The organism is Undibacterium sp. TC9W (genome assembly GCF_049339865.1).
Classification (GTDB): Bacteria; Pseudomonadota; Gammaproteobacteria; order Burkholderiales; family Burkholderiaceae_D; genus Undibacterium.
Genome location: NZ_JBMPPJ010000005.1, coordinates 260,088 through 286,526 on the forward strand (window position 1 = coordinate 260,088; position 26,439 = coordinate 286,526).

The following is a 26,439-nucleotide window of genomic DNA, read 5'->3' on the forward strand; positions in this document are numbered from 1 at the left end:
ATGTGCCCGCCTTTTTTATTCCTTGATGGGCGTGAAGCGCATGACTTCTGCGCCATTAATTTGCAGCATTTCAAAAAACACAGCCCTGGGTCTGGTCCAGATGGAACCATCATACGAGCGATAGACAATGACAGGGCTTAAGTCAGACTCTTGCGTTGCTTCACACACCAGTTCATAAATCCCGCCTTTGTAATGGCGAAAGCGTTGCACACCCTTGGTCTTTAGCAAGTGCACCGGCGCGGCATCAGCCGCAATCTCTGCCGCTCTGTGCTTTTTCAAAAATGCAGGCACTTTGGCTGCTGCCAGCTTGTTAATATCTTGTAGCAAGCGCGGGTCAATTGCGGAATAGCCATAGCGCTGACCCAGCTCACTGGCAATATGCAGCATCAGCGCAGAGGCAACTTCTGCATCTGCCTCTGCCCTATGAGCAGAACCTTTGAAACGTATGCCCATGGAAGCTGCCAGTGGGCCCAAGGAATAAGTACTCAAGCCAGGGAAAACCCTGCGCGCCAGTTTAACGGAGCAAATCACGCCATCATGGGCTGGCCACAGACCCAGCCTGTCACTCTCCGCCAACAAGAACTTTTCATCAAAACTGGCGTTGTGGGCAGCTAATGTGTCAGTACCGATAAACTCCACGAGCTCAGGCAATACTTCCGATACTGGCGGTGCTTTATCCACCATAGCCTGGGTAATGCCTGTCAATTCAGTAATAAAGTAAGGGATACGCACATTACTATTGATGAGGCTCACATAACGATCGACGATTTCACCACCGACTATGCGCAAGGCGGCCACTTCAGTAACGCGCCCACCCTGGTCTGGTGACATACCGGAGGTTTCAAAGTCAATCATAACTACAGGTTTTTCAAACATCATATTTTTTCACTAGCGGGAACTTATGAAGAGCAATACAATCTATCTGTACTGTGCGTCAATAAAAATCTGTGACGCGGGGTAATTTTCTGATTCAATTTTCATTCACTTTCAACCCTCAGGACTCGGGTAAATGCATTTTCAAACTACAGCGTCACTAGCAACACCGTGGTGCAACCAGGCTTTTCAGCACTGGCGACGTAGCTTTGCGCATACCCCAAGCCCCATTAAGTTCGAATAGCTCTACGAGTTCGACTAATCTGCGCTAGCCGCCAGATGCTCCGATGATACGGTAGTAATCGCTGCCCCAGTTTGCCCAGCCATACCAGGCCAAACCAGGCATTACATATCATCCGTCTTTGCTTTTTTGCTCCAACCTGGTTGCGCATAGACGCCCAGACCTGTGTACTACTATTCACTTCGTCAAGAATAAAGACACGGGCAAATTATTGTATTGCTCATTATGAAAAATAAAATTTTAGGACTGTTTTCGCTCCCGGAAAGGGACTTGTTACGCGATCTTGTCTATCGGCGTCTCTGGACTTCGATACTGATCAGCTCATTTGGTGCGCAGGTCACCATGCTGGCCCTGCCGCTGACTGCCGCACTGCTGCTGCACGCCAGCGCCATCCAGATGGGCATGCTGACTTTTATGGAAATCCTGCCCTTTGTCTTGCTGTCGCTACCCTCAGGCGTCTGGCTGGACAGGGTGCGCAAGCTACCGGTGTATGTAGTTGGCGAAATCATGATCTCCATTTCGGTCGCCAGTGTGCCTGTGGCCTGGTGGCTGGGTTATCTCAACATGACCTGGCTGTATGTAGTCGGCTTCATGATTGGTGTAGTAAATACCACTGCTGGCACGGCTTCGCAAATCGTGCTGACGCAGATAGTGCCACGTGACCGCCTGGTGGAAGCACATGCAAAAAATGCCCTGGCAACTTCTGGGGCCGAAGTTGCGGGCCCTGCCACGGCTGGCGCATTGATCAAGTTGCTGGGGGCACCAATAGCTTTGCTGGCTGATGCCATTCTTTTACTGACATCCGCTGTCATCTTGCGCGGCATTCATGTCAATGAAGTCAGGGAACCGCGTGCTGACGCGCATTTCTGGCGTGACTTGAAGGCTGGCCTGGCTTTTGTCGCCAATAAACCGCTGCTGATCGCGCTGGCCTTGACAGTAGGTGGCTGGCAGCTTTGCTATAACGCGGCGCTGGTCGTGCAAATCCTGTTTGCCACGCGTGAGCTGGGTTTATCGGAACAGGCAGTTGGTCTCAGCTATATGGGCATGGGTGTGGGTACCATTATCGCCAGTGTGTATGGCAGCCGCATTAGCCGCAATATCGGGCCTGGTCCCTGCATGGTGCTGGGTGTGGCTGTATGCGGCCTAGGCTGGGGTTTGCTGGCTTTGGCACCAACCAATAACTGGGGTATCGCTGCATTTGGTTTTATGCTGATGTGTTTCTCCATAGGCGGCGTGCTGATCTTTATCAACTTCCTGGCCTTGCGTCAGGCAGTCACGCCAGAAGCCATGCTGGGCCGTATGACCAGCACCATGCGCTGGTTGATACTAATACCGGCAGGCCCTGGCGCCTTGATCGGTGGCTGGCTGGGTGAACACATGGGTTTGCGTTATGCCCTGGGTTTTGCCGGCGTGGCAGCCCTGTTGCTGGCACTACTTGCTGCAAAAAACCCCATCATCCGTGGGATTACTGTCTTGCCGCGCCTGAGCAAGCAGGAGGAGATGCAACAAGTTTAAGGATGGCATTGCAAACAGGCTGAAAAAAGCGTGATAATGCGCGGATATTTATATTTTTTCATCGATCCCCCTCAGGAGACGGAGGGGGATTGTTTATTCGCTGCGCTGAAACAGATCACCCTCTTATTCAGCTTTTTTGACAACAAATAGGTAGAACAATGCCAACAAAAATGTCAACACCTGATGCCAAGCCGGGCTTCAAGCCCTATATCCCGGCCTCAGCCCACCTTCCCGAAATGACCGCAAGAGCCCTGATCATGGGGGTATTACTTGGCATGGTTTTCGGTGCATCATCCTTATATTTGGTACTTAAGGTCGGTTTGACCGTCAGCGCCTCGATCCCGGTAGCGGTGATTGCCATCACGCTGTTCCGCCTGGGTAATAAACTGGGCGCGAAAGATGCGACCATTCTCGAAAACAGTATTACCCAAACCGCAGGCTCCGCAGGTGAGTCCCTGGCCTTCGGCCTTGGCGTGACCATGCCAGCCATCCTGATCCTGGGTTTTGACCTGGAAATATCTCGCGTTATGCTGGTTGGCTGCCTCGGTGGCTTGCTGGGTATTTTGCTCATGATCCCCATGCGCAGAACCATGATCGTGGAAAAGCACGATGAGCTGAAATACCCTGAAGGCACGGCCTGTGCCGAGGTTTTGAAGGCAGCAGCGACTGACTCCTCCCGCGAAGCAGCTGGTGAAACAAATAATCCCAATGCAGCAGATGATGCCAGCAAACGTGCGGCGATCATCTTTGGTGGCTTTGGTATCGGTCTTTTATACAAGATCGCCAACGTTGCCCTCAAAGGCTGGAAAGATACGCCAGAAGTCGTATTCGGTGCCCCACTCAAAGGTGGTTCGCTGGGTGCAGAAGTGTCCCCTGAATTGCTGGGTGTAGGCTATATCATCGGCCCGCGTATTGCTTCTGTCATGGCAGCCGGTGGTGTCATGTCTTATCTCTTGCTGATACCAATGATCAAGTTCTTTGGTGATGCATTGAGTGTGCCACTGGCCCCTGGAACCAAACTTATCAGCGAAATGAGCTCACATGATGTGCGTGGCGCTTATATTCTGTACATCGGCGCTGGCGCTGTTGCTGCCGGTGGCCTGATCAGCCTGATGCGTGCGATGCCTACTATCTGGCGCAGCCTGTCGGCTGGTTTATCCGGCCTTGGCAAAGGTGCTGCAGCAGCTAATGCGCCACTGCGTACTGATCAGGATATCCCGATGAAGTGGGTCGTCATCGGTGCGCTGGCCATTATTGCTGTCATTACATTTGCGACACCGCTGCACATGAATTTCCTGGGTGCCTTGCTGATCCTGGTGTTCGGCTTCCTGTTTGCTACTGTCTCTTCACGTTTGACTGGCGAAATTGGTTCTTCTTCTAACCCTATCTCTGGCATGACAGTAGCAACCCTGCTGTTCACTTGCCTGATATTCCTGATCATGGGCTGGACTGGTGGTCAATACTATGTGACGGCCCTGTCTGTCGGTGCGATCGTCTGTATCGCTTCCAGCAATGCGGGTACCACCTCACAGGATTTGAAAACCGGTTACATCGTTGGTTCCACACCGCGCTTGCAACAGTATGCAATCCTGGCAGGTGCCCTATCTTCTGCCCTGATCCTTGGCCCTATCCTGTTGAAGTTGAATGACTCTGGCACTGTGTATGTCCCGGCAGCACAGGTTGCCCCTGCTCTGCAGACAGACGCATCAAAACTGACCGACACTGCACAACTGCAAGGCCCGCAAGCTGATACAGATAAAGGCACATACAAGGTCTGGCACAAGAATGACAATGTCGGCGGCCCTGCCGGTAAATACTTCGTTGATAATGCAGGCAAGGCAGTCTATCTGGTCGATCCCGGTATCAATGGTGCTTACAACAAACGCCCTGACGGTACTGAAGTCAAGAAATACGATGCGCCGAAAGCTGTGCTGATGTCTTACATCATCAAGGGTATCCTGGACAGACAACTGCCCTGGACCCTGGTCTTGTTTGGCGTGATGATTGCGCTGGTACTTGAAATGGCAGGCATCCCATCGCTGGCCTTCGCGGTAGGGGTATATTTACCATTATCATCCTCTGCCCCACTGTTTGTCGGCGGTATGATACGCTGGGCGGTAGATCGTCGTAACAATAAGCTGGAACACAACAAGCACCTCAGTGAAGAAGAGAAACAGGCAGCTGGCGACCGCAGTTCTGGTGTCTTGCTGTCATCTGGTTATATCGCCGGTGGTGCGCTGGCTGGTATCGTCATTGCCTTCACGGCAGGCATCCTGACAGATTTCGACAAGAAAATCGGTGACTGGGCGACAGCAAACAATCCCTTCTTTGAAGGTGTCAATGCCAATGCCTTGTCTATGATCCCTTACGCATTGATCATCATTGCGTTGTATTGGGTAGCACGCGAAAAGAAAACTTCCTGACTAAAATTCAGGATATAAAGTTGAACGCCAAAGGCTTGATTGTTTGTAACAATCAAGCCTTTTTATTTTGCCTGCTGCAGAATGACAGAGACCAAGTACAATATCTGAAAATAATTTATCGGAAATAGCCATGTCTGCACCTCAAGCCGCTGTCGATTGCAAGAACCAACCTGTCGTCGTGGGCGATATCGTCCGCGTAGTCAATCTCGACAAAAGATTTATCAAGAGTTTTCCTGAAGATGAACGTATCCTCATAGAATCAATGATAGGCCAGTTCTTCAAAGTCATCGCCATGGATGAAGAAGGTGCGCCCTGCGTCGTGCGCGAATGGCATGATGAACGTGGCATCATGCAAACCCATGTGATTGCACTTGATGCAGAAGATATGGAAAAGATTTAAAAATCAGGATGACCTGAAAACAAAAAAGCAGCCTCGGCTGCTTTTTGTTTTTAAACCTGAATTTAAACCTGAATTTAAATCTGAATATCATAGACTCTTAACGGATATAGTCAAACAGAGACAGCCCAGATGCCTTAACAAATGATTGCTGCGCTGCCTGCAAGGTAGTTTGTTGCTGATTGAGCTCAGTAATCGCCTTGGCATAATCAAGGTCCAGCAAGGAAGACAAATCCTGTTTGAAAGCGACGCCCTTGGCATCACCCTCACTATCAAGGTCATCAATCTCTTTCAGGCTGGTGCCCAGTTGCGCACGCACGGTCAATACATTATTCAAAGACTTGTCGATATTGTTATTGCCTTGTGTCAGCGCAGCAGTCAAATCTTTTTTTGCTGCCGCCGTACCCGCAGGCGTGTTCAGGGCATTGATGATATCGGTGACAGTTTCAAAGATATTTTGATTGCCTGGCTGTATTGAAAACTTGTCGTTTGGGCCAGGCGCTGCAACTGGTGGGCCACCCGCGTTGGTGACATTCAAGTCTATACCATCAAAGGTAACCGTCGCGCCGCTGACATACGGGGTCAATGGAACCACCACATTACCTGTGGTTTTATTTGTCACAGTAAATGAAGTACCCAGATTATCAAACGCCACTTCGTAATTATTACCCGTCAGATTCGCTGAGGTAGGGGTGTTGATCGTCGCCGCAGCGACTGCAGTGCCTACATTGGACGGATTAGACTGCACATTGAACTGGCCAGCCGAGGTACGGATATTCTGGAAAATATCAATACCAGGGCTACTGAGCGGTATTTGCCTTGATGTGTCTGCCTGGATAAAGCGCTGCCCCTGATCCCCATTATATACAGCGCTACCCGCTGTCTTGGTATAAGGCGCAGTAGTGGTATTGAAACCTGAGAACAAGTAATTACCCGTGCCATCAGTGGCATTTGCCTGACCAAATAATTGATCAAGATTGCCTTGCAATTGCTGAGCGATAAATCCACGATCGGTATCGTTGTAAGAACCATTGCCTGCCTGCACAATCAGCGCCTTGATATTGTGCAACGTGTCAGTGACATTGCTGAGCGTACTCTCAGCAATGCTGAGATTATTCTTGGCAGCTTGCCTGTTGGTCGCAAACTGGGTATTTAAAGAGTCTGACTGAGAAATAACCAGCGCACGTGCAGAGGCAATCGGATCATCTTCCGGTGTCAACACACGACGGCCAGCAGCGATTTGCTGTTGGGTCTTGTTCAAACCGTACTGCAGATCGCTAATATTGGAACCGCCAGTTTGATAAATAGTGCTGGTACTGATACGCATAATAACCTCTATCTGCCCAACGCCAATAAGGAGTCAAACAATGTACTTGCAATTTGCATCAACTTGCCTGCCGCCTGATATGCCTGTTGATAGCGCAATAAGTTGGCAGCTTCTTCATCAAGGTTCACACCTGATTCAGTTTGCTGGGCAGTGATATTTTGCGCCAGCAATTTTGTTTCTGAAGCACTGGTAATTTGCAACTCATGCGCCTTGTTACCGACCAAGCTGACAAATTGAGCATACCCCCCTTGGAAGGTCGTAGTACCACCGCCAATGGTGTTTTGCGTTTGCAGATTACTCAGCAATACCGCATTACGGTTATCACCAGAACCATTGGTATTCGGCGCGACATTGAACACATCACCGTTGGCAGGATTACCCGATATCGAGAAACTGATGCCGTTATAACTGATCGTGGAACCAGATGTATAGGGCACCGCCGTGCCGGCCGGGTAAGTTGTAGCAACACCGGCATTGGTCACCGTGACATTCGCAGTCGCCGGGAAGCCAGTGAGGGTATTGCCAGCGGAATTAAATGTCAACGTGCTCGGTGCTACTGGCAACGCCTTGGATATGGTAAACACATCACCATTGGAAGGTGGAGCAGCACCGTCCTTGATCGAAAAACTGACACCACTAAAGCTGACCGCAGCGCCGCTGGTATACGGCACGGTTGCTGGAGGCGGATATGTCGTCGTAACAGCACCGACTTTGACAGATACTGTGGCACCGGCAGGGAAGCCAGTAATATTACCGCCCGAATACGTTAGATTAACTGGTGTGGCCAGGCTGGTGCCAAGAAAAGAATCGTCCGTTGTTGCCGAGCCTATCGTGGCCGTGGCAGAGTTGCTGCTGGAGGCAGCCTGGGAATTGGCAACACCAACACTGATCTTGCCGTTACCAGTATTGGTCGTCGGGAAAGATGTCGTCAAAGGTGCCGCCGCAGCCAGTTTGGCCGGGTCCTGGATAGCTACAGCAATACTGGCGCCCCCCGCTATGGTAGGTCTGATCAGAAACTCATCGCCTGCTGCCGGAGCCGCTGCAGCCGGTGGCGGTGCAAGCTGAAAATTAATACCATCAAACTTCAATGGCAAAGTTGCCGAAGACTGTGTTGCCCCATCTGACAAGCGGGTAATTTTATAATTGCCGCCGATAAATTGCAGGCGGTAGTCACTGGTCGTTAATGCAGAAGTATCGGTGATGCTTGCATTGATACCCGCTGTCGAAGTATTGAGCGCACTTGGTGTTGTTACAGGACCAGAAATTGTAAAGAAATCGCCACCGACCTGGCCGTTCAAATCCAGCCCCAGCTTTTGCTGGTCATTGAATTGCGTGGCGAGGCCAATTGCTATCCTGCCCAAGCTATTTTTTGCCACGTCCAGGGTGCTGGAGCGGAAATCGAATAAACCACCGAGTTTGCCGCCGCCAAAACTGTTTTCAGGTAACAGCACGGAAGAACCATTGACGAGGTAAGAAACTTCAGTGCGGCTGGGGTCCGTCAATGACTGGCTGACCTGCAATTGCGTAACATTGCTGCCAAGCACCAGTGGTTGGCCATTGCCAATAAACACATTATATTTTTCACCCTGGGGCACAACGCTGACCTTGGTCAGCTTGCTCAATTCAGTGATGAGCTGGTCCCTTTGATCCAGCAAATCATTAGGCCCACTGGCACTATTTGAAATACCCTTGGCTCTTTCTATGGTGTCATTCAAACTCGCAATTTGTGAAGCGTAACTGTTGATTGCACCTACCGTCGTGCCAATTTGTCCATTAACATCATCCGTAATCTGGTCAAGACGTGTCTCCAAACCATTGATACGGCCAGCCAGTGATTGCGCCGACGATAAGGCAGCCTGGCGCGCCGCAGCACCGGCAGTGCCATTAGGGCTGGCAGCCAGATTCTGGAAAGCCTTGAAAAAATCTTGCAAGGCAGGTGTTACGCCTGCAGTGGGGTCTGCCACCAGGTTATTGATCTGGCTGATCTGGCTGTAATACACATCAGCCTGGTTTTTTGTTGATTGGGAAGCATTGACCTGACCAGCCAGGAAAGAATTGTACTGGCGCTGTATCTGTGTAACCGAAACACCTTGCCCGATAAATGAGCCGCCCAGATTCTGCGGTTCATTCGCCGCTTGCAGGATAGTTTGACGGTTATAGCCAGGAGTTGATGCATTGGCAATATTATGACCGGTCGTCGCAATGCCCAGCTGCGCCGCAGCCAGTGCCGATTGCCCAATGCCAAATATATTTGAACCCATAATTGAACCTGCTCTTTTGCTAAGTTAGCCACCCAGTGCCATCAATCATGTTTTCGGTGCGTTTCGGTAAAACTTTAATCTGATTGCACTTTCACTGGAGACCTATGGTGAAATTACGTAGAAAGGGAGTTTTTGATGATCTTTGTCAGCTTGTTGGCATACTCGGGGTCAGTCGCATAACCGGCTTTTTGCAGGCCCTGGGCAAAGCTTGTTGCATCTTTGGCATTAGCTATCACGTTTTCATAGCGCGGATTCTTGGTGATCAATTTAGCATAGTCTTTGAATGCATCGGCATAAGTATCGTAAGCCTTGAACTTTTCTACCTTGCGCTGGGCTACGCCATTCACATATTCTGTTGTAACTGCATCAACTGTCTTGCCTTTCCAGCCCTTGGTCGCCTTCATGCCAAAGATATTATGGCTGGTCGAACCATCCACGGTCTTGATTTCACGGCGCCCCCACCCACTTTCCAAAGCAGCCTGGCCCAGCATGAATTTGGCAGGAATACCGGTTTCCTGGCTGGCCTGCTCAGCATGGGCAGACAGTTTTTCCTGGAACTCGCGCACGTGGTTTGGCCCTGTAAATGCAGTTTTTGGCGCATTCGCGGGCATTTGCTCGAATTTGAGGTTATCGAGGTAAGTGTTGATACCGCGCATGCTGGCGGGGTTGGCTAGATTGCCGGAACCGGTGGCAGGGTCTGCTTCCAGCGCCTGGTTCATGGCATTATTTGATAACTGCCTGACCAGCACATCTCCCAGGCCCACACCCTTTTTGGCCATGGTCTGCGACAATTGCTGATCCAGCATGGAGGTATACATACGACTTTGCTCGCTGTCAAACAAGCCATCCTGCCCACCCGCCTGGCGCATGGATTTCAGCATGACATTCAAGAACAACGCTTCAAACTGCTGGGCCGCCCCCTTAATTGCTTCGGGTGAATTATTTCTGGCCGACTGCTTGAGCTCATCCAGCCCTTTGGTGTCAAAGGCGGTTTTATCGGTGAAATCGGTGCGCCCTATCATCGCGATTCCTTAGATAATTTCCAGGTCTGCACGCAAGGCACCAGATGCCTTGATGGCCTGTAATATGGCCAGCAGATCTTGTGGTGTCGCACCGATGGCATTGAGTGCCTTGACCACCTCAGCCAGAGATACCCCTGCCTTTAGTATCATCAATTGACCCGCATCTTTCGAGATCGTGACGGTTGAATTGGCAGTAGGTGCTGTTTGTCCGGCCGCCAGTGCATTTGGCTGGCTGACCGTATTGTCAGTATTGATGACGACAGACAGATTCCCATGGGCGACAGCACAGCTTTCAAGCGTCACTGCCTGGTTCATGACGATAGAGCCAGTCCTGGCATTCAAGATCACCTTCGCTGCCATTTGCGCTGGCGTCACATCGATATTTTCCAGATTGCCGAGAAAACTCACGCGTTGATCGGTAGAGACTGGTGCTTTCACCTGTATCACACGACCATCCATGGCTGCTGCCGTGTCCGGGCCAAAGCGGCGGTTAATCGCATCCACCACACGGCTGGCAGTGGAAAAATCCGAGCTGTTCAACTCCAGTTGTATGGTAGATCCCTGGGAAACTGAATTGGGTACCGCCCTCTCCACCGTCGCACCACCAGAAATTTTACCGACACTTAGATGATTGACTTGCGCCTTGCTGCCGTTTGCCGAAGCACCCACACCACCGACCAGCACATTGCCCTGTCCCATGGCATAAATCTGGTTATCTGCACCTTTTAAAGGTGTCATCAGCAATGTGCCACCGCGCAGACTTTTTGCGTTACCCATGGACGACACCGTGATATCCAGGGTCTGCCCGGGTTGGGCAAAAGCTGGCAAGGAGGTAGTCACCATGACTGCGGCCACATTCTTTAATTGCAGGCTAGTTCCCACTGGGATAGCGACGCCCAGTTGCTGCATCATACTGATGATACTCTGCACTGTGAACGGGGTTTGCGTAGTCTGGTCACCACTGCCATCGAGACCAACCACCAGGCCATAACCAAGCAACTGATTTTGCCGCACGCCCTGTATGCCTGCCAGGTCCTTGATGCGCTCTGCCCGACTTTCCGGCGCGATCATGGCAGTCATGACTGCCATGGCAAGCATGGCTGCCCTGATCATTCTGGATGTGGAAAGTGCGTTCATAAAACTACCCTGAGAGTTTGCTAAAAAATTCGCTATAAAGGAAGGAAGCTAAGGAAAAACCGTGAAAACATCGAACTCATTTCTGTCATATCAATCTTCGACGTAGAGCGATATTCAAATCGCGCATCTGCCACCTGCGTAGAAGCGACAACATTGCCTGCAGCTATCGTGGTGGGATTGATCACACCAGAAAAACGCACAAACTCTGCCCCTTTATCAAAGGCCAGTTGTTTCTCACCGCTGACCAGCAAATTCCCGTTAGGCAGCACATCAATGACAGTGACAGCGATCGTACCGGTAAAATTATTACTGGCAGTCTGTGCACCCTTTTCATCATATTTTGTCGATGAAGAAGTCGCCAGACCAGCCTGTGCCGTGGTCGTTGCCGGCACACCAAATACAGTAGGTGCAGCAAAAGACGCTGCACCAGACTTGCTGTTGGATGCAGCAGCAGCCTTGCCCGCCGAGGTTTTCTCGACGATGGATATGGTCAGGGTGTCGCCTACCAGACGGGCCCGCGCATCTTCATACAAAGGGCGATAAGTGGCTTGCTGGAAAATTGCACCATTCGCCTGCTTTTGTGGCCTGGCCGATTGCGCCGGAATGGATGTGGGCTGGTGCACGATAGGTGGTGGCGTCATGGCGCAAGCCGTGAGTGTCAGCAATGGCAGGAGCAGGGATAATTTTGTATAGGTCATCATGTGTTCACCCACCTGGATACATCCGCATGGGTGCCAGTTAATTCATTACAGTTGCGACAGTCGTTGCAACATCTGGTCCGAAGTAGTGATCGCCTTGCTGTTGATTTCATAAGCGCGCTGGGTCTGTATCATATTGACCAACTCTTCCGCCACGTTCACGTTCGATGTTTCAACAAAGCTTTGCATCAGCAAGCCAGCGCCATTGGTGCCGGGTGTATTCGTACCCGGATTGCCAGAGGCCGCCGTTTCTACATACAGGTTTTCACCCATCGCCATCAAACCAGCCGGGTTGATAAACGTCGCCAATTGCAATGAACCGACCTGCACTGGTGCGATCGAACCTGGCTGGGTCACCGACACTGTGCCGTCGCGGCCTACCGTAATCGATTGTGCGTTGGCAGGAATAGTAATCGCTGGCTGAATCACAAAACCGCTGGAGGTCACCAACTGCCCCTGATTATCAGTCTGGAAGGAACCGTCACGGGTATAGGCAGTAGAACCATCAGGCAGCAGAACCTGGAAGAATCCCTGCCCCTGAATTGCCACGTCCTTGCTATTGCCAGTTTGTTGCAAATTGCCTTGCGTGAAAATCTTTTCTGTTGCAACCGGGCGCACACCAGTACCGAGTTGCAGGCCAGACGGCAATTGTGTTTGTTGCGAGCTTTGCGCGCCAGGCTGGCGAATATTTTGGTACAGCAAATCTTCGAACACGGCACGTGAACGTTTGAAGCCGTTGGTGCTGACGTTGGCCAGATTATTGGATACGACATCCATCTGCGTTTGCTGCGCATCCAGGCCAGTCTTGGCTATCCATAGTGAACGTATCATTGCTTTCCCCTTTTGCCCTGGTTTACTTTGCGTCGCTTTATATTCGCGGCAAAGACTTCTACAAGGCTATTGTGCTACATCAGCAATCAACTCAAAGTCAGGATCTGACTGGCTTTAGTGGCGTTATTCTCGGCATTCTGCAAAAGCTTCATTTGCATTTCAAAGCTGCGCGCCAGATTAATCATGTTGACCATGGATTCGACGACATTCACATTGCTGTTTTCCAGCATGCCACCAGCTACACCGACCAGAGGATCGGCATCAACGGCTACACCGTCCTTGGTTTTGAACAAACCATCATCGCCGCGAACCAGGTTTTCTTCCGGCGGATTGACCAGCTTCAGACGGCCTATGACTTGCACTGCATTTGGCTTGGTGCCGGTGGGTATGGTCGATACCGTACCGTCCTTGGCAATCGCAATCGATACTTCCGGCGGTATGGTGATGGGGCCGCCATCACCAACGACATTCAAACCACTCTGCGTTTGCAAAATACCGTTTTCATTGACCTTCAAACTGCCATGCCTGGTGAAGGCCTCGGTGCCATCCGCCTTCTCCACCACCAGCCACCCCTTGCCTTCAACTGCCACATCCAGTTCACGCCCGGTGTTTTGCATGGCGCCGGTAGAAAAGTCAGTGCCTACCGTGGCATCCACGACAAAAGCGCGGGTAGCAAGACCATCGCTTTTGACAGGCACGGCACGAAATGAATCCAGCTGCGCCCGGAAACCTGTGGTCGAGACATTGGCCAGATTATGCGAGACGGTTGCCTGCTGCTCAAGGATATGCTTGGCACCGGTCATCGCGGTATATACCAGTCTATCCATGAGCTGCTCCTGTTTGCCTGAAATTTAAAAGACGCATGTCAATTCAAATAAAAATCACTATTAACGCAGGTTGACCAGTGTTTGCAAAACCTGATCCTGGGTTTTAATGGTCTGTGCATTGGCCTGATAAACACGTTGTGCAGTAATCATGTTCACCAGTTCACCTGTCAGATCAGTATTGGAATCTTCTGTCGCAGAGGAAGTCAAAGTTCCCAGAGCGCCAGAATTTGGTGGCCCGACCAGGGAATTACCTGAAGCCGCCGTTTCTATCCACTGGTTGTCGCCCGTCGATTGAAGACCGTTAGGATTGGTAAAATTCGCCAATACCACTTGCGCCAGAACTGAAGTTTTACCATTGGTATAACTACCAACGATAGTACCGTCTTTAGCTGTATTGAACTTCGCCAGTTTGCCGGATGCATAACCGTCCTGGGTGTTTTTACTGACGCTGAAATCAGAGCCGAATTGCGTAGTACCGGTGAAATCGTATTTGATATCTAAAGTAGTATTGATAGGTGTAACAGCACCGGTACTGACAGGCACGGTCAAGGTGGTTGCACGTGGATCTGTGGGAGAGAATGGTGGGGTAACCGCACTTAGCTTACCCAAATTATCAAAACCAAGACGGGTAATGGAATTTGTGGTAGCACCGGCACCATTAATCAAAACACCATCGACTGTAGCAAAGACATCCCACTCAATTGTTACGGGTAGGGTAGGCGCAGGAGCTGTGTTATCACGTTTGACAAAAAATGATTGAACCACATGCGAGTTACCCAGACTGTCAAATACAGCGACCGAAGTCGAACTATTATAAGTAGTCGGATCAGTCGCACTGAATGCGATTGGGGTAATCACTGGCGGTATGGTCGCTGGCAATTGTGTACCAGGAACCAATTTGCGCGAATCGAGGTTCATGACTGCATTGATGGTCGTTGTTTGCGCAGGCGGAATATCAGCAGTATTGATATTGATAGGCGCAGCGGCACCAGTCGATAATACACCCGCAGCATTGGCCACATAGCCAGTCAATTGCGCACCTTGCGCATTGACGATATTGCCCAGCTTATCAAGCTGGAACTGGCCATTACGTGTGTAGGTGACGGCACCATTGGTGGACATGCGGAAGAAGCCGCCGCCATTGATTGCGATATCAAGCGGGTTATTTGTCGTTGAGATATTGCCCTGCGTGAATTGCTGCACCACGCCAGACACTTTAGTACCAATACCCACAGTACCCCCAGAAGAGCCATTAAGTGAATTGGCATAGACGTCGGCAAATTGCGTTTGTCCTTGCTTGAAACCCACGGTGCTGGCATTGGCAATATTATTACCAATCACATCCAGGGATTTGGAAGCGGCATTCAGTCCACTCAGTCCTTGTTGAAAACCCATGATATTTCTCCCTTACTTAGGCTAGTTCGTTCACTTTTTACTGCAGGATTTGATACAGGATTACTCCAAGGATCAATAAATTTGTCTTACATCATTCATGCTGACATCACCAATATTGGGCAGACTGAGCTTCAAGCCCTGAGAGCCAGAGGTGATGCTGGACACCACGCCAAATGCCAGGCTGGTTGTATCCAGTTTTTTATCTGCCGCATTGGCGACAAATTCAAATTTGTAGGCACCGTTGGCGGCTGTCGTACCCGCATCGGTTTTACCATCCCAGGTCAGGGTATTCACACCTTGCGGCAAGGCACCCAGCGTCATTTTTCTGACGACCACGTCCGAACTGTCACGGATCACCACTTCGACATTGCTGGCTGCCTGTGGCAATTCAACACCGTAAATCCCCTTGCCATCAGTGACTACCATGGTATTGCCCGGGGCTATCACGCCATGGCCTATCATATTGGCAGCCTGCAGGTTTTGCCCGCTCTGGAAACTGGCACCCAGGGCAGTCACAGATGCATTCAATTTATCGATACCCGAGACCGTTGATAATTGAGCAAGCTGGCTAGTCACCTGGGCATTGTCCATGGGGTTCAACGGATCCTGGTTCTTGAGCTGGGTGACCAGCAAGGTCATGAACGTGTTTTTTGCATCTTCAGTCGAATTTGTCGAAGCTTTTGCTCCGTTCATCGTCGCCAGCAATGTTGGATCGACGGTGCTGCTTTGTACGCCGCTGGTAGTAGCCATGATCTATTCCTTACAGAAAATCTTATTGCCCTAAAGTCAAGGTTTTCAGCAGCATGGTTTTTGCTGCATTCATGACTTCTACATTGTTTTGGTATGAACGTGATGCCGAAATCATATTCACCATTTCTTCCACTACATTCACGTTCGGCATGGCGACATAGCCTTTTTCATCTGCCATCGGGTGTTTTGGGTCATACATCAGTTTAGGCGGATTAGTATCTTCTACAACCTCATTTACCTTGACGGCGGTAGAAGCCGTGCCAGCAACTGGCACCGCGCTGAAAACCACTTGCTTGGCCTTGTAAGGAGTACCGTCTGAACTGGTGACACTGTCGGCATTGGCCAGGTTACTGGTCACCACGTTCAAGCGCTGTGACTGCGCACTCATGGCTGATCCGGCAACATTGAAGACATTAAAGAGTGACATGATGATTATCCTTGTTTATCCCTGTATGGCTGCCAACATATTCTTGATCTGCATATTGATGATGGTCAGGCTGGCCTCATAACGCAGGGCATTGTCGGTAAACTGATTGCGTTCCACATCCATATCAACCGTATTGCCATCAACACTACCCTGTACCGTGGGCCGATATTGTGGTGTCATGCCTGCCACACTACCCGGAGTGTCGATATGCTGATCTGTAGTCTTGCTTAAGGCGGTTGGAGACTGATTCAGGTTTTGCCCCAACGCATGACTGAGCGCGCTGGAAAAATCGATGTCCTTCGCCTTGTAATTGGGCGTGTCAGCATTGGCAATATTGGATGCGAGCAACTGCTGACGCTGACCACGCAGTGATAGTGCAGCCTCATGGAATTTCAAAAAGTCATCTAACCTGCCAACCATCTTCCTCTCCTTCGCCATCGCGTCATGCGCTTAAGGCACACAAGGGTTTTCTATACCTTGCATCTTATTCGTCGGGGCGCAAGTTTGATCAGGCGAGCAGAAAGGGAAAAACCCGTTTATTCAGGCATTCAAAAACGCCCACGAATCCTAAAATGGAGTTCAGCACAACCCCGGCAGGAAACATGATGAAAGCCGCAAAGATATACAGCAAACCCAACTACAAGCAAGTTTTGGCTCTGTCCTTGATGAGCCTGACATGTCTTAGTCAGGCTGCGCCCATCAGCCAGGTCCAGGATGCTGCGCAGTTGCGCAAGATCGCTCTGGACTTTTTGACACTACAGGCATCAGGTCTCAGCAATGATGTACAGGTAACAGTAGGCGAAGTCGATAAACGCCTCAATCTGCAAGCCTGCGACAACCCCAACCCTTATTTATTACCGGGCAGCAAACCCTGGGGGAAAGTCACCTTGGCAATACGCTGCACTGCTCCCGCACCCTGGCTGGTGTATTTGCAGGCGAACGTACAAGTGACGGCAGACTATTACGTGGCAGCCAATGCGCTTACCCATGGGCAAGTCATCTCACTCAGCGATTTAAGCAAACAAAGGGGCGATATTGCGAAAATGCCCGCCGGCGTCATCACCGCGCCTGAACAGGCGATAGGCAAAACCATGCAGGTTTCCATGGCTTCCGGTGGTGTCATGCGCCTTGACGCCCTCAAAAGCCCTGCGGTCGTGCAACAAGGGCAATCGGTGCGAATCATCAGCAATGGCCCAGGTTTCCAGGTGACAACAGATGCCATCGCCCTCAATAATGCAGCAGATGGTCAGATTGCCAAGGCCAAGACCAGTTCAGGGCAAACCATCAGTGGGGTTGCGAAGAACGGTGGCATTATAGAAATAGTTTACTGATGGCAAGATATTTGTGTATGGAATTAAGCACATGCAATATTTTTTTACAGTAAGGTTAAAGTTTAAAATTACACAGCCGATAAACTGGATGTAGATGTTTGTAAGTCCCACACTAGAGGGTATCGCTGTGAAAATTGATGACGCACTAAATAAGACCGCCGGACTGCCAGTCAGCCCGCAACAGGCTCGCACGGAAAAACCCGCAGAAACCGCGGTACCCGTGGCGAATTCGTCGAAAGTACAAATTTCGACCCTGTCTTCACAGTTGCAAGCCTTGCAAAGTACGCAGGCAAGCAATGCTGTGTTTGAGACGAAGAAGGTGGAAGCTATCAAGCTGGCTATTTCCGAAGGACGCTTCCAGGTCAATTCGGAAAAAGTCGCTGATGGGCTTCTGGAAACAGTTAAAGATTTGCTCAACGCCAGAAAACGTTAAAAAATGAACGCAACAGGTTCCGGACATAGCGCTATTCAACAATGCCTGCAAGAAGAGGTGAGCATCATGTCTTCGCTCGCTGATTTGCTCAAGCAAGAGCAGGCGGCATTGGTCGAAAGCGATATAGTCCAGCTCAATGACTTTACCCAGAGCAAGGGACAGCTTGTGATCAAAATGACAGAACTGGAAAAAAAACGAAACAACTTTTTGAATGAACTTGGATTTAATGCTGATATAGACGGCATGCAGGCTTATTTGCAGCAAGCCGGCGTCGCCCAAACCAGTGCACAAGACTGGGATGCACTATTGCAACTGACCGTGCAAGCCAAAGAAGACAACCGGACTAATGGTTTGCTGATCAACCGCAGACTATCGCTGAACCAGGCAACCTTGCATTTATTGCAAAAAAACAATAATCAGGCCGGCTCCATGTATGGCCCCAACGGTCAATCAACCGTCAAAACTACGCCAGGCAAGGGCTATATCGCCACCTGATGGTGCTTGTGCGATCCTGCTTGCGCATTGATGAAGCGCTGGTGATTTTCGCTGGCGACTAACTCTGAACACGACTTCGCTAGCATGACCGTATGCGCTGACCATACTGCGCCGACTATCCCGCCAGCAACTGGCAAAACTCCTTAATCTTCAGGATTTTCAGGTTTTCAAGGCACCGGTGCCGTGCCAGACAAAGATGCCGCCGCTGGTCGCGCCGCTTGCGCAGGCAATGATGTTGCAGCCGGCCCTGACGCTGGGCTCAAGGGTACCTCTACCGCAGGTTCAGGCAATACTGCCAGTATGGTGACGGATACACGCCTGTTCCTGGCTCGCCCTTCCGGCGTGTCATTATCACTAACAGGCAGTTTTGCCCCCTGCCCCACTGCCGTCACACGGTTTTCATCCACCCCATTTTCAGTGAGCAAACGGGCAACCGTACTGGCGCGTACGGCCGACAATTCCCAATTTGACGGGAAGATGGGGTTATTGATAGGCAAATTATCGGTATGCCCCTCGACCTGTATCGCATGGGTATCAATCTTGAGGACACCGGCAATTGCCCTCAGTGCCTGTACGGAATCGACATTCAGGCGCGCATCACCAGGGGCGAACAAGAGGCTGGCATTAATTTCTATGGTAATGCCACGGCTGGTCTGCGTCACCCTGACCTTACCTTCACGTACCAGAGGCTCCAGCACGGTCATGATATCTTTGGCCATGGTCGTCATTTGCGCTTTTTCCTTGCGCAAAGCTTCATTGATACGGTTTTTGACCAGGGGCAAGGGATCGAGCTTGATTTTTTGTTCAAGCTGCGCATCGACAGGCTTGGGATTCACCGTCATGACTTTACCAAAGGCACCAGTCAGTGAGTTGGACAAGACCCGGTATTTACCTTCGTTCAACGAGGAGATGGCATACATGACAACAAAAAAGGCAAACAGCAAGGTAATAAAATCCGCGTAAGAAACCAGCCATCTTTCATGGTTTTCTGGTTCTTCGTGGTATTTTTTTCTTGCCATAAGTGTATTTTTTCAATGTCACTGCATCGCTTAATTGCGGTGATTGGTCAGTCTTTCTTCCACCACGCGCGGGCTGTCGCCCAGAGCAATACTATAAAAAATATCGGATAACATTTCACGGCGCGTCACTTCACGGCCTATGATTTCCTTGAGTTTATTACTGACGGGCAAAAATAACAGGTTAGCCAGGCCCACGCCATAGATCGTGGCCACAAAGGCAACGGCAATACCACCACCGAGCTTGGACGGGTCACTGAGATTTTCCATGACATGGATAAGTCCCAGCACCGCACCCAAAATGCCTATGGTAGGCGAATAACCACCGGCAGCGTCCCAGATTTTAGCAGCCTGGCGTTGCTCCATTTCATATAATGAAATATCAACGTCGAGGATGTCTTTCAGGCGTATCGGGTCTATGCCATCGATCACCAGACGCAGGCCCTTGCTGATGAAAGGGTCGGATGAGGCATTCATATAACGCTCAAGGCTCAAAAAGCCTTCACGTCGGGCAACCACACTCCAGATCAAAGCATCAGCGACATTCTTCTTGCTGGTATCAGGGGGCTCGGAAACCACCCAACGCAGCATACGGATGCCGCGCTTGAAGGTGTTGAGCCGACTTTGCAGCAGCACTGCACCCAGCGTTCCCACTACCACGATAACAAAGGCGGCGGGTTGCACCAGCGAAGACAGGTTGCCCCCTTCCATCAACTGTCCGGTGACTATGCCAAATATCACCAGTATCAATCCGATTACGCTAGCCCAGTCCACGCTTTCTCCCTTAAGTATGCCCTGAGCCTGGCAACAGCCTGACTATGTAATTGCGAGACCCGTGACTCTGATACGCCCATCACGGCACCGATTTCCTTGAGATTCAATTCCTGTTCGTAGTACAGACCCATTAGCAGTTTCTCCCGCTCGGGCAAGCTGTCTATCGCACCGATGACGGCATCACGGAAGTCGTCATTGAGCAAATCCTGCAAGGGGTCACCTGACGCATCGGAACAATAATGATCAAGGAAATGTTCCTTGGTATCCGCATCATGAAAGTCTTCGTAGTACACCAATTGGTGCCCGCCACTGTCTGTCAGCAGGTTCTGGTACTCTTCCAGGCTCAGCTTGAGCGACTTCGCCACCTCGGTTTCCAGCGGTGGCCTGCCCAGCTTTTGCTGTAGCACATTCATGGCATTTTCTATCTTGCGCATGTTCTGGCGCACGCCACGCGGCAGCCAGTCGCTACTACGCAATTCATCCAGCATGGCACCGCGTATGCGTTGTACCGCATAGGTTTCAAACTGGGCGCCATGGGTATCTTCGTAGCGGTTAACGGCATCCAGCAGGCCTATCATACCGGCCTGCACGAGATCATCCACCTCCACACTGGGAGGCAGGCGCGCCTTCAACTGGTAAGCCAGACGCTTGACCAGAGGCGCATGCTCCCTCAAAAGGAAGTTTTTATCTGATTTTCCGCTCGCGGTGTACATTTTTCTGATTACATTCCGAGACCGACACCCAGCTCAGGGACTCCCTCTGCACATAAGGTGGAACGCACGGTCTTTGCCAATTGTTCAGCCAGCCGGGAGAATGCCAGCGAAGCAAGGGCTTTAGGAAAAGCATCAATCACAGAGCGTCCCAAATGTGCAGCCTTTCTTACGTGTTCATCTTCCGGCACATGGCCAACGTAGTGCAGTGGCACTGCCAGGTAACGGCTGGCCGCCTGCGCCATATTCGTATAAATCAATCTTGCCTCTTTTTCCGATGCACCGGACACTAAAATACCATAACCGCGCCGCCCCAGCCTGTTGCTCACACGCTTGATCAATCCATAAGCAGCCTTGATCATGTCGGGGTCAGCAGAAACCTGTATTACCAGCTCGCTGTCATCCAGCGTCGCCAGCGGAAAACTGTCATCCAGGTTGATCTCGCTATCGACGATAACCAGGTCCGCACGGTTGGCCGCCACATCAAACACTTTGGACAATTGCCGTGTATTTTCTGGCGGCAGCCATGCATGACGGGCCAGCATCGTCACCGACAGGCCAGCAGCCACCAATTTGACTGCTTCCTTCATTGTACGCTGTTGTCTCGCTACATCCAATAAGGTCTGATCAAGGTTCGCATTCAACCAGGCGCCCACACTGTTTTCTGAAGAGCGTGTATCCACCATCAAGACCTGGTTACCCTGGCGTGCCAGTGACACACCCAGATTCACCAGCATGCCGCTCTTTTCATCTTCTCTCAAGGCCGACAAAAAGGTAAATACCCGTGGTTTTGGCCCAGCCAGCATACGGCGCAGGCCTTCTGCCTGATCGAAACTAGCCAAGGGACACCTCCTGACCAGCACGTCCTGATGCTTGTGCGGAAACCGCGCCCGCCATCAGCAAGGGTAATTCTTCATCCAGATAACGGAAAGCCGCTGTTTCGCGCTTGAGTTTGAAAGCTCGGTCTATCAGATACAGTTTGTTGGCGATATGCAGATCTTCTGGCACACGCTGACCACTGGCGACGTAATACACCATGAGCTTCTGGCGTATCGCAATATCAAGCGCACCACCTATGGTCGCTGCCTCATCGAGCTTGGTCAAAATGCAACCTGCCAGGCCATTGCCCTGATAAGCACGCACCACTTCGCTCAAGGTTTCACCAGTTGAAGTCGCATTCAGGCACAGCAAACGCTTCACTGGAGTGTCTGTTCCAGACAACATCGCCACCTGTTCAGTCACCATTTTGTCGCGCTGGCTGACACCGACAGTATCGATCAGGACGGTGTGCTTGTTCTTGAGCTCGGACAAGGCGATGCGCAAATCTGCCTCATCCTTGACCGCATGCACCATGACACCCAAAATTTTGCCGTAGATGCGCAATTGTTCAAAACCGCCTATACGATAACCGTCCGTCGTGATCAATGCCAGCTTGGATGGACCATGTCGCATGACGCAACGGGCAGCCAGCTTGGCCGTAGTCGTGGTCTTGCCCACACCGGTAGGGCCGACCAGGGCATACACGCCACCTTTTTCCAGCATTTCGTTTTCATTGTCGATAGTAGAAAGATTGCGCACCAGCACATTCTTGATCCAATCCAGGCCATTTTCAAGCTTGCCAGTTTCAGGCAGTTTTTCTACCAGATAGCGTGACAGACTGGCGCTAAAACCGGTAGCCAGCAATTCACGCAGGATTTCTGCTTTTTGTGGCTGGCGTTTTTGCGTTTGTGTCCAGGAGATTTCTGCAAGTTGAGATTCCAGCATGCTGCGCATGGCCCGGATTTCTGACATAACATTATTCAACTCATTGGCATTGACAGGTGCCTCAATGTCACTGGCAAAGCTGCTCGCACCTGTCTGCGATTTGAAGCTAGGCACATTCATGCTCCGCTCTACTGGCCTTTCCAGAGGGCGATGCAGGCTGACTGCGTCCTCATTCTGGAAACGTGGCGCAAAGCGTGGCAACTGAGGCACCTGCGGAATTGGCTGCATCTCTGGCATTGCAAGTGCTTCTGCAGCATCCGGTGCAATGGCGCTGATGGCTTCATCTGCCATGGCCAGAATCTCCACCTTGCCGCCCACATTACGGTTAGACAGGATCACGGCATCTGCCCCCAAAGCATCGCGCAACATGCGCAAAGCTTCGCGAGAAGTATTCGCGGTAAATTTTCTGACGTTCATGATTGACCTCCGACCAGACTGGTGACTCTAATGGTTTTTGTTTCAGGTACTTCTGCGTGTGACAAGACTTTAAGTTGCGGCAAATTGCGGCGCAGGAAGCGTGACAGCAAGGCGCGCAATGGCGCGGGCACCAGCAAGACCGGTGTCAGTCCCATTTGCTCCTGGTGCTGGGCAGCTGCTTCGGTCTGGCTTGCCAGGGTATCGGCCAGACCTGGTTCTATGCCTGAGCCATCAGACCCACTGGTTTGCAAGGCCTGCATCAACAGGCGTTCAAGACGGTTATCCAGTGTCATGACGGTCATCTCATTCCCGGTCGGGAAGATTTGCTGGATGATGGCGCGGCCCAAAGCAATCCTGACCTGGGCTGTCAGCTCATTCGCATCCTGGGTATGCATGGTATGCTCAGACAGTGTCTCAATAATGGTACGCATATCACGGATATGCACACCTTCGATAAGCAGGTTTTGCAATACTTTTTGCAGGATGGACAGGGGCAGGGCTTTTGGCACCAGTTCTTCCACCATTTTTGGCATGTCTTTTGCAAGGTGATCCATCAACAACTGTACTTCCTGACGGCCCAGCAATTCAGCGGCATGGCTGGTGATCAGGTGATTCAGATGAGTGGCAATGACGGTGCCAGAATCGACCACGGTATACCCCATCGCTTGCGCCTGCTCACGCAGTGCGGCGTCTATCCAGATCGCTGGCAAGCCAAAGGCTGGATCATTAGTGACAGCACCAGGCAAATTACCGGTCACCATGCCAGGATTGATCGCCAGATACTGTCCGCTCAATGCCTCACCGGCGCCGACTTCCACACCCTTGAGAGTGATCCTGTATGCCGAAGGCTTGAGTTCCAAATTGTCGCGTATATGGACAGGAGGTGACAAAAATCCCACTTCCTGGGCAAATTTCTTGCGTATGCCTTTGATGCGACGCAGGAGTTCACCACTCTGGTTTTTATCGACCAGGGGGATCAGGCGATAACCAACTTCCAGACCCAGGGTATCAACAGGCAGGATGTCTTGCCAGGTTGCTTCTTCCATTTCCTGACCAGTGCTGGCAGGAGCATCTACCTTTTCTTCAACCACAGGGGCAACCTGGCCACGCTTGTTGAGCATGTAGCCACCACCGACCAGTATGGCTGCCAGCAGAACAAAGGCGATATGCGGCATGCCAGGTATGATGCCCATGCCACCGATAATGCCACCGGTGATGATCATGACCTGAGGTTTGGCAAACAACTGCCCTATCAACTGACCACTGATATCCTGATCACTGGCCACGCGCGAGACCACGACACCGGCTGCGGTAGAAATGATCAGCGAAGGAATCTGTGCGACCAGGCCATCACCAATCGCCAGCAAGGTATAGTTTTTCAAAGCGGTGGCAAAATCCAGGTCATGCTGGACCATACCCACCACCAGACCACCGACGATATTGATGACCGTGACCATGATGCCCGCAACCGCGTCACCACGTACATATTTACTTGCACCGTCCATGGCGCCATAAAATTCAGCTTCTTGCGCTACTTCGGTGCGGCGGCGGCGGGCTTCTTGTTCGGCGATCAGGCCGGCATTCAAGTCAGCATCAATCGCCATTTGTTTACCTGGCATCGCATCCAGGGCAAAACGTGCACCCACTTCAGCGATACGACCCGCGCCCTTGGTGACAACGGTAAAGTTAATAATGGTCAGAATGACGAAGACCACGATACCGACAGTGTAGTTACCGCCAATCAAAAAGTGACCAAACGCTTCGATCACTTTACCAGCAGCATCCGGACCAGTGTGGCCTTCTGTCAGCACCACGCGGGTGGAGGCGACGTTCAGGGACAGACGTAACATCGTACTCACCAGCAGCACAGTCGGGAACACCATGAAATCCAGTGGCTTGACTGTATATAAGCTGGTCAGCAAAACGATAATCGCAATCGCAATATTGAAGCTGAAGAACACGTCCAGAATAAAAGCGGGCAAAGGCAAAATCATCATCGCCAGCATCAGGATGATGAGGAAAGGCGCCGCCAGCGCCCTGGTGTTCATGCCATTCATCCAGGCAGGCAAGGTGAAGCTATTCATGCTTGGGCTCCCGCTTGATTAACTGTTTGATTCTGTGTCTGATTTTGCGTTTGATTCTGTATTTGATTATTGGGGTCAAGCTCTGGTGGTACATATAAATCATTTGGTTTGACAGGTTTATTACCATCGCCCTTGCTATAACTGCGCAATTGGTAAACATAAGCCAGTACTTCTGCCACAGCGGCATACAGAGCTTCTGGTATTTCGTCGCCGAGATCTGTGTGTTTGTACAAGGCACGCGCCAGTGGTGGGGCTTCCAACAGGGGCACATTGTGTTCCTTGGCCAGCTCACGGATTTTTGCAGCGACTGCATCTGCACCCTTGGCAATGACTTTAGGTGCGCCATTGCCGCCTTCGGTATATTTGAGAGCGACAGCAAAGTGGGTCGGGTTGGTGACGACAACGTCAGCCGTTGGAATCTCGGACATCATGCGGCGGCGTGCCATCTCACGCTGCTGAGCACGGATTTTCGCCTTGATTTGCGGGTTACCGTTAGCTTCCTTGGATTCCTGAATCACTTCCTGATGTGTCATCTTCAGCTTTTCTGCGTACTGCCACATCTGGTAAGGCGCATCAATTGCAGCAATCACTGCCAGCGAACCGACAATCGCCAAAAAACACACACCCATCATGTGGCCGACGTGAGCAGGGCCAGACTTCAGAGACTCCAGCGGCAAGGCAAAGATGGCATTCTTTTGCCCCATGATGACGATCCAGGCAACAACGCCGACCAAAATGGTTTTGACAATCGCCTTGATCAATTCCACACCGGCACGGGTAGAAATCATATTACCGAGACCAGAGATAGGATTCATGCGTGAGAAATTCGGCGTCAGCGCCTTGGTACTGAACAGCCATCCGCCTATCAACAAAGGCGAACCCAGTGCCACTACTACCAACAATCCGGCAATAGGTGCAAAAGCCATCAGCACTTGCATCAAACTGGCGGCAACCTGCGAGAAAAAAAGTTCATGGTCATAGATGATCGCCCGCTCCAGCGAGAGGCCTGACACCAGTGCCTGACTCAGCTGTCGCACCAGGCCATCACCCATGCCCCAGAGCGCACCACCTGCTGCCAGCAGGATGGTACAGGTAGATAGTTCGCGCGAACGCGGAACATCGCCCTCTTCCCGCGCTTGTTCAAGGCGCTTGGGCGAGGCCGGTTCGGTTCTTTCGAGATCGCTATCTTCGGCCATTGCCGACTCCTGTTATTTCCTCAAAGCAAGTGCTGCTTTGATTACGCAAATGTACAGGTGTAATTATTGGCTATGACAGAAGCACAAGATGCGGG

General features: G+C 51.2%; 25 protein-coding genes. 6 read left to right on the forward strand and 19 right to left on the reverse strand.

Annotated elements, in window-relative coordinates; all coding sequences use genetic code 11:
• Window positions 1–15: 15 nt before the first annotated feature.
• Entirely contained in the window at window positions 16–855 is an 840-nt protein-coding gene (locus tag ACO0LN_RS09005; protein WP_422972918.1) for a DUF1653 domain-containing protein, read from the reverse strand.
• 529 nt (window positions 856–1,384) lie between these two features.
• On the opposite strand from ACO0LN_RS09005, the gene ACO0LN_RS09010 reads away from it, so the two are divergent.
• From ACO0LN_RS09010 to ACO0LN_RS09020, 3 genes are all read left to right on the forward strand, one after another.
• The gene (locus tag ACO0LN_RS09010) at window positions 1,385–2,629 is read left to right on the forward strand and encodes an MFS transporter (RefSeq protein WP_422972920.1); all 1,245 of its coding nucleotides are present in this window, start codon (window positions 1,385–1,387) and stop codon (window positions 2,627–2,629) included.
• Between the two features lie 170 nt (window positions 2,630–2,799).
• On the forward strand, window positions 2,800–5,052 hold the full coding sequence (locus ACO0LN_RS09015; RefSeq protein ID WP_422972922.1) for an OPT family oligopeptide transporter: 2,253 nt from the start codon (window positions 2,800–2,802) through the stop codon (window positions 5,050–5,052).
• Between the two features lie 130 nt (window positions 5,053–5,182).
• On the forward strand, window positions 5,183–5,452 hold the full coding sequence (locus ACO0LN_RS09020; protein WP_422952091.1) for a hypothetical protein: 270 nt from the start codon (window positions 5,183–5,185) through the stop codon (window positions 5,450–5,452).
• 97 nt (window positions 5,453–5,549) lie between these two features.
• Here the strand turns inward: ACO0LN_RS09020 and flgL are convergent, their stop codons facing one another.
• From flgL to flgB, 11 genes are all read right to left on the reverse strand, one after another.
• On the reverse strand, window positions 5,550–6,776 hold the full coding sequence (gene flgL, locus ACO0LN_RS09025) for a flagellar hook-associated protein FlgL (protein ID WP_422972924.1): 1,227 nt from the start codon (window positions 6,774–6,776) through the stop codon (window positions 5,550–5,552).
• Window positions 6,777–6,784: 8 nt separating this feature from the next.
• A complete protein-coding gene (gene flgK, locus ACO0LN_RS09030; protein WP_422972926.1) occupies window positions 6,785–9,037 on the reverse strand; it encodes a flagellar hook-associated protein FlgK in 2,253 nt (750 codons plus the stop codon).
• A gap of 113 nt (window positions 9,038–9,150) precedes the next feature.
• Window positions 9,151–10,059, reverse strand: coding sequence for a flagellar assembly peptidoglycan hydrolase FlgJ (gene flgJ / locus ACO0LN_RS09035; RefSeq protein WP_422972928.1), 909 nt, complete (start codon window positions 10,057–10,059; stop codon window positions 9,151–9,153).
• A gap of 9 nt (window positions 10,060–10,068) precedes the next feature.
• Window positions 10,069–11,157 carry a flagellar basal body P-ring protein FlgI gene (locus ACO0LN_RS09040; protein WP_422973122.1) on the reverse strand — a complete coding sequence of 363 codons (1,089 nt, stop codon included), beginning with the start codon at window positions 11,155–11,157 and terminating at the stop codon, window positions 10,069–10,071.
• A 71-nt stretch (window positions 11,158–11,228) separates the two neighbouring features.
• Window positions 11,229–11,897, reverse strand: a complete 669-nt coding sequence (locus tag ACO0LN_RS09045) for a flagellar basal body L-ring protein FlgH (RefSeq protein WP_422972930.1) — start codon at window positions 11,895–11,897, stop codon at window positions 11,229–11,231.
• A gap of 45 nt (window positions 11,898–11,942) precedes the next feature.
• Window positions 11,943–12,725 carry a flagellar basal-body rod protein FlgG gene (gene flgG / locus ACO0LN_RS09050; RefSeq protein WP_422952096.1) on the reverse strand — a complete coding sequence of 261 codons (783 nt, stop codon included), beginning with the start codon at window positions 12,723–12,725 and terminating at the stop codon, window positions 11,943–11,945.
• A gap of 86 nt (window positions 12,726–12,811) precedes the next feature.
• Window positions 12,812–13,552: a flagellar basal-body rod protein FlgF gene (flgF, locus tag ACO0LN_RS09055; protein ID WP_422952097.1), complete on the reverse strand. Its 741-nt coding sequence runs from the start codon at window positions 13,550–13,552 to the stop codon at window positions 12,812–12,814.
• A 60-nt stretch (window positions 13,553–13,612) separates the two neighbouring features.
• Complete coding sequence (flgE, locus tag ACO0LN_RS09060) at window positions 13,613–14,947, reverse strand: flagellar hook protein FlgE (protein WP_422972932.1); 1,335 nt, start codon at window positions 14,945–14,947, stop codon at window positions 13,613–13,615.
• Window positions 14,948–15,019: 72 nt separating this feature from the next.
• Window positions 15,020–15,697: a flagellar hook assembly protein FlgD gene (locus ACO0LN_RS09065; RefSeq protein WP_422972934.1), complete on the reverse strand. Its 678-nt coding sequence runs from the start codon at window positions 15,695–15,697 to the stop codon at window positions 15,020–15,022.
• Window positions 15,698–15,719: 22 nt separating this feature from the next.
• Window positions 15,720–16,124, reverse strand: a complete 405-nt coding sequence (gene flgC, locus ACO0LN_RS09070; protein ID WP_162040922.1) for a flagellar basal body rod protein FlgC — start codon at window positions 16,122–16,124, stop codon at window positions 15,720–15,722.
• Window positions 16,125–16,139: 15 nt separating this feature from the next.
• Window positions 16,140–16,544 carry a flagellar basal body rod protein FlgB gene (gene flgB / locus ACO0LN_RS09075; RefSeq protein WP_422972937.1) on the reverse strand — a complete coding sequence of 135 codons (405 nt, stop codon included), beginning with the start codon at window positions 16,542–16,544 and terminating at the stop codon, window positions 16,140–16,142.
• A gap of 185 nt (window positions 16,545–16,729) precedes the next feature.
• Between flgB and flgA the strand changes: the two genes are divergently transcribed.
• From flgA to ACO0LN_RS09090, 3 genes are all read left to right on the forward strand, one after another.
• Window positions 16,730–17,455, forward strand: coding sequence for a flagellar basal body P-ring formation chaperone FlgA (flgA, locus tag ACO0LN_RS09080; RefSeq protein ID WP_422972939.1), 726 nt, complete (start codon window positions 16,730–16,732; stop codon window positions 17,453–17,455).
• Between the two features lie 127 nt (window positions 17,456–17,582).
• Window positions 17,583–17,888: a flagellar biosynthesis anti-sigma factor FlgM gene (flgM, locus tag ACO0LN_RS09085; protein WP_174244936.1), complete on the forward strand. Its 306-nt coding sequence runs from the start codon at window positions 17,583–17,585 to the stop codon at window positions 17,886–17,888.
• Between the two features lie 3 nt (window positions 17,889–17,891).
• Window positions 17,892–18,383: a flagella synthesis protein FlgN gene (locus ACO0LN_RS09090; protein ID WP_422972941.1), complete on the forward strand. Its 492-nt coding sequence runs from the start codon at window positions 17,892–17,894 to the stop codon at window positions 18,381–18,383.
• A gap of 167 nt (window positions 18,384–18,550) precedes the next feature.
• On the opposite strand, the gene motD is transcribed toward ACO0LN_RS09090, so the two are convergent.
• From motD to flhB, 7 genes are read right to left on the reverse strand one after another with little or no spacing between them, the layout of a single operon-like run.
• Entirely contained in the window at window positions 18,551–19,402 is an 852-nt protein-coding gene (motD, locus tag ACO0LN_RS09095; protein ID WP_422972943.1) for a flagellar motor protein MotD, read from the reverse strand.
• A gap of 30 nt (window positions 19,403–19,432) precedes the next feature.
• A complete protein-coding gene (locus ACO0LN_RS09100) occupies window positions 19,433–20,173 on the reverse strand; it encodes a flagellar motor protein (protein ID WP_422972945.1) in 741 nt (246 codons plus the stop codon).
• Window positions 20,155–20,886: an RNA polymerase sigma factor FliA gene (locus tag ACO0LN_RS09105; protein WP_162058567.1), complete on the reverse strand. Its 732-nt coding sequence runs from the start codon at window positions 20,884–20,886 to the stop codon at window positions 20,155–20,157. The genes ACO0LN_RS09100 and ACO0LN_RS09105 overlap by 19 nt, the downstream gene beginning before the upstream one ends.
• 8 nt (window positions 20,887–20,894) lie before the next feature.
• The gene (locus tag ACO0LN_RS09110; RefSeq protein WP_422972948.1) at window positions 20,895–21,725 is read right to left on the reverse strand and encodes a MinD/ParA family ATP-binding protein; all 831 of its coding nucleotides are present in this window, start codon (window positions 21,723–21,725) and stop codon (window positions 20,895–20,897) included.
• Window positions 21,718–23,064 (reverse strand): flagellar biosynthesis protein FlhF, encoded by a 1,347-nt coding sequence (gene flhF, locus ACO0LN_RS09115; RefSeq protein ID WP_422972950.1) that lies wholly within the window; start codon window positions 23,062–23,064, stop codon window positions 21,718–21,720. The genes ACO0LN_RS09110 and flhF overlap by 8 nt, the downstream gene beginning before the upstream one ends.
• Window positions 23,061–25,148, reverse strand: a complete 2,088-nt coding sequence (gene flhA, locus ACO0LN_RS09120) for a flagellar biosynthesis protein FlhA (protein WP_422972951.1) — start codon at window positions 25,146–25,148, stop codon at window positions 23,061–23,063. Before flhA ends, flhF begins: the two co-directional genes overlap by 4 nt.
• Complete coding sequence (flhB, locus tag ACO0LN_RS09125; protein WP_422972953.1) at window positions 25,145–26,344, reverse strand: flagellar biosynthesis protein FlhB; 1,200 nt, start codon at window positions 26,342–26,344, stop codon at window positions 25,145–25,147. The genes flhA and flhB overlap by 4 nt, the downstream gene beginning before the upstream one ends.
• Window positions 26,345–26,439: the final 95 nt, after the last annotated feature.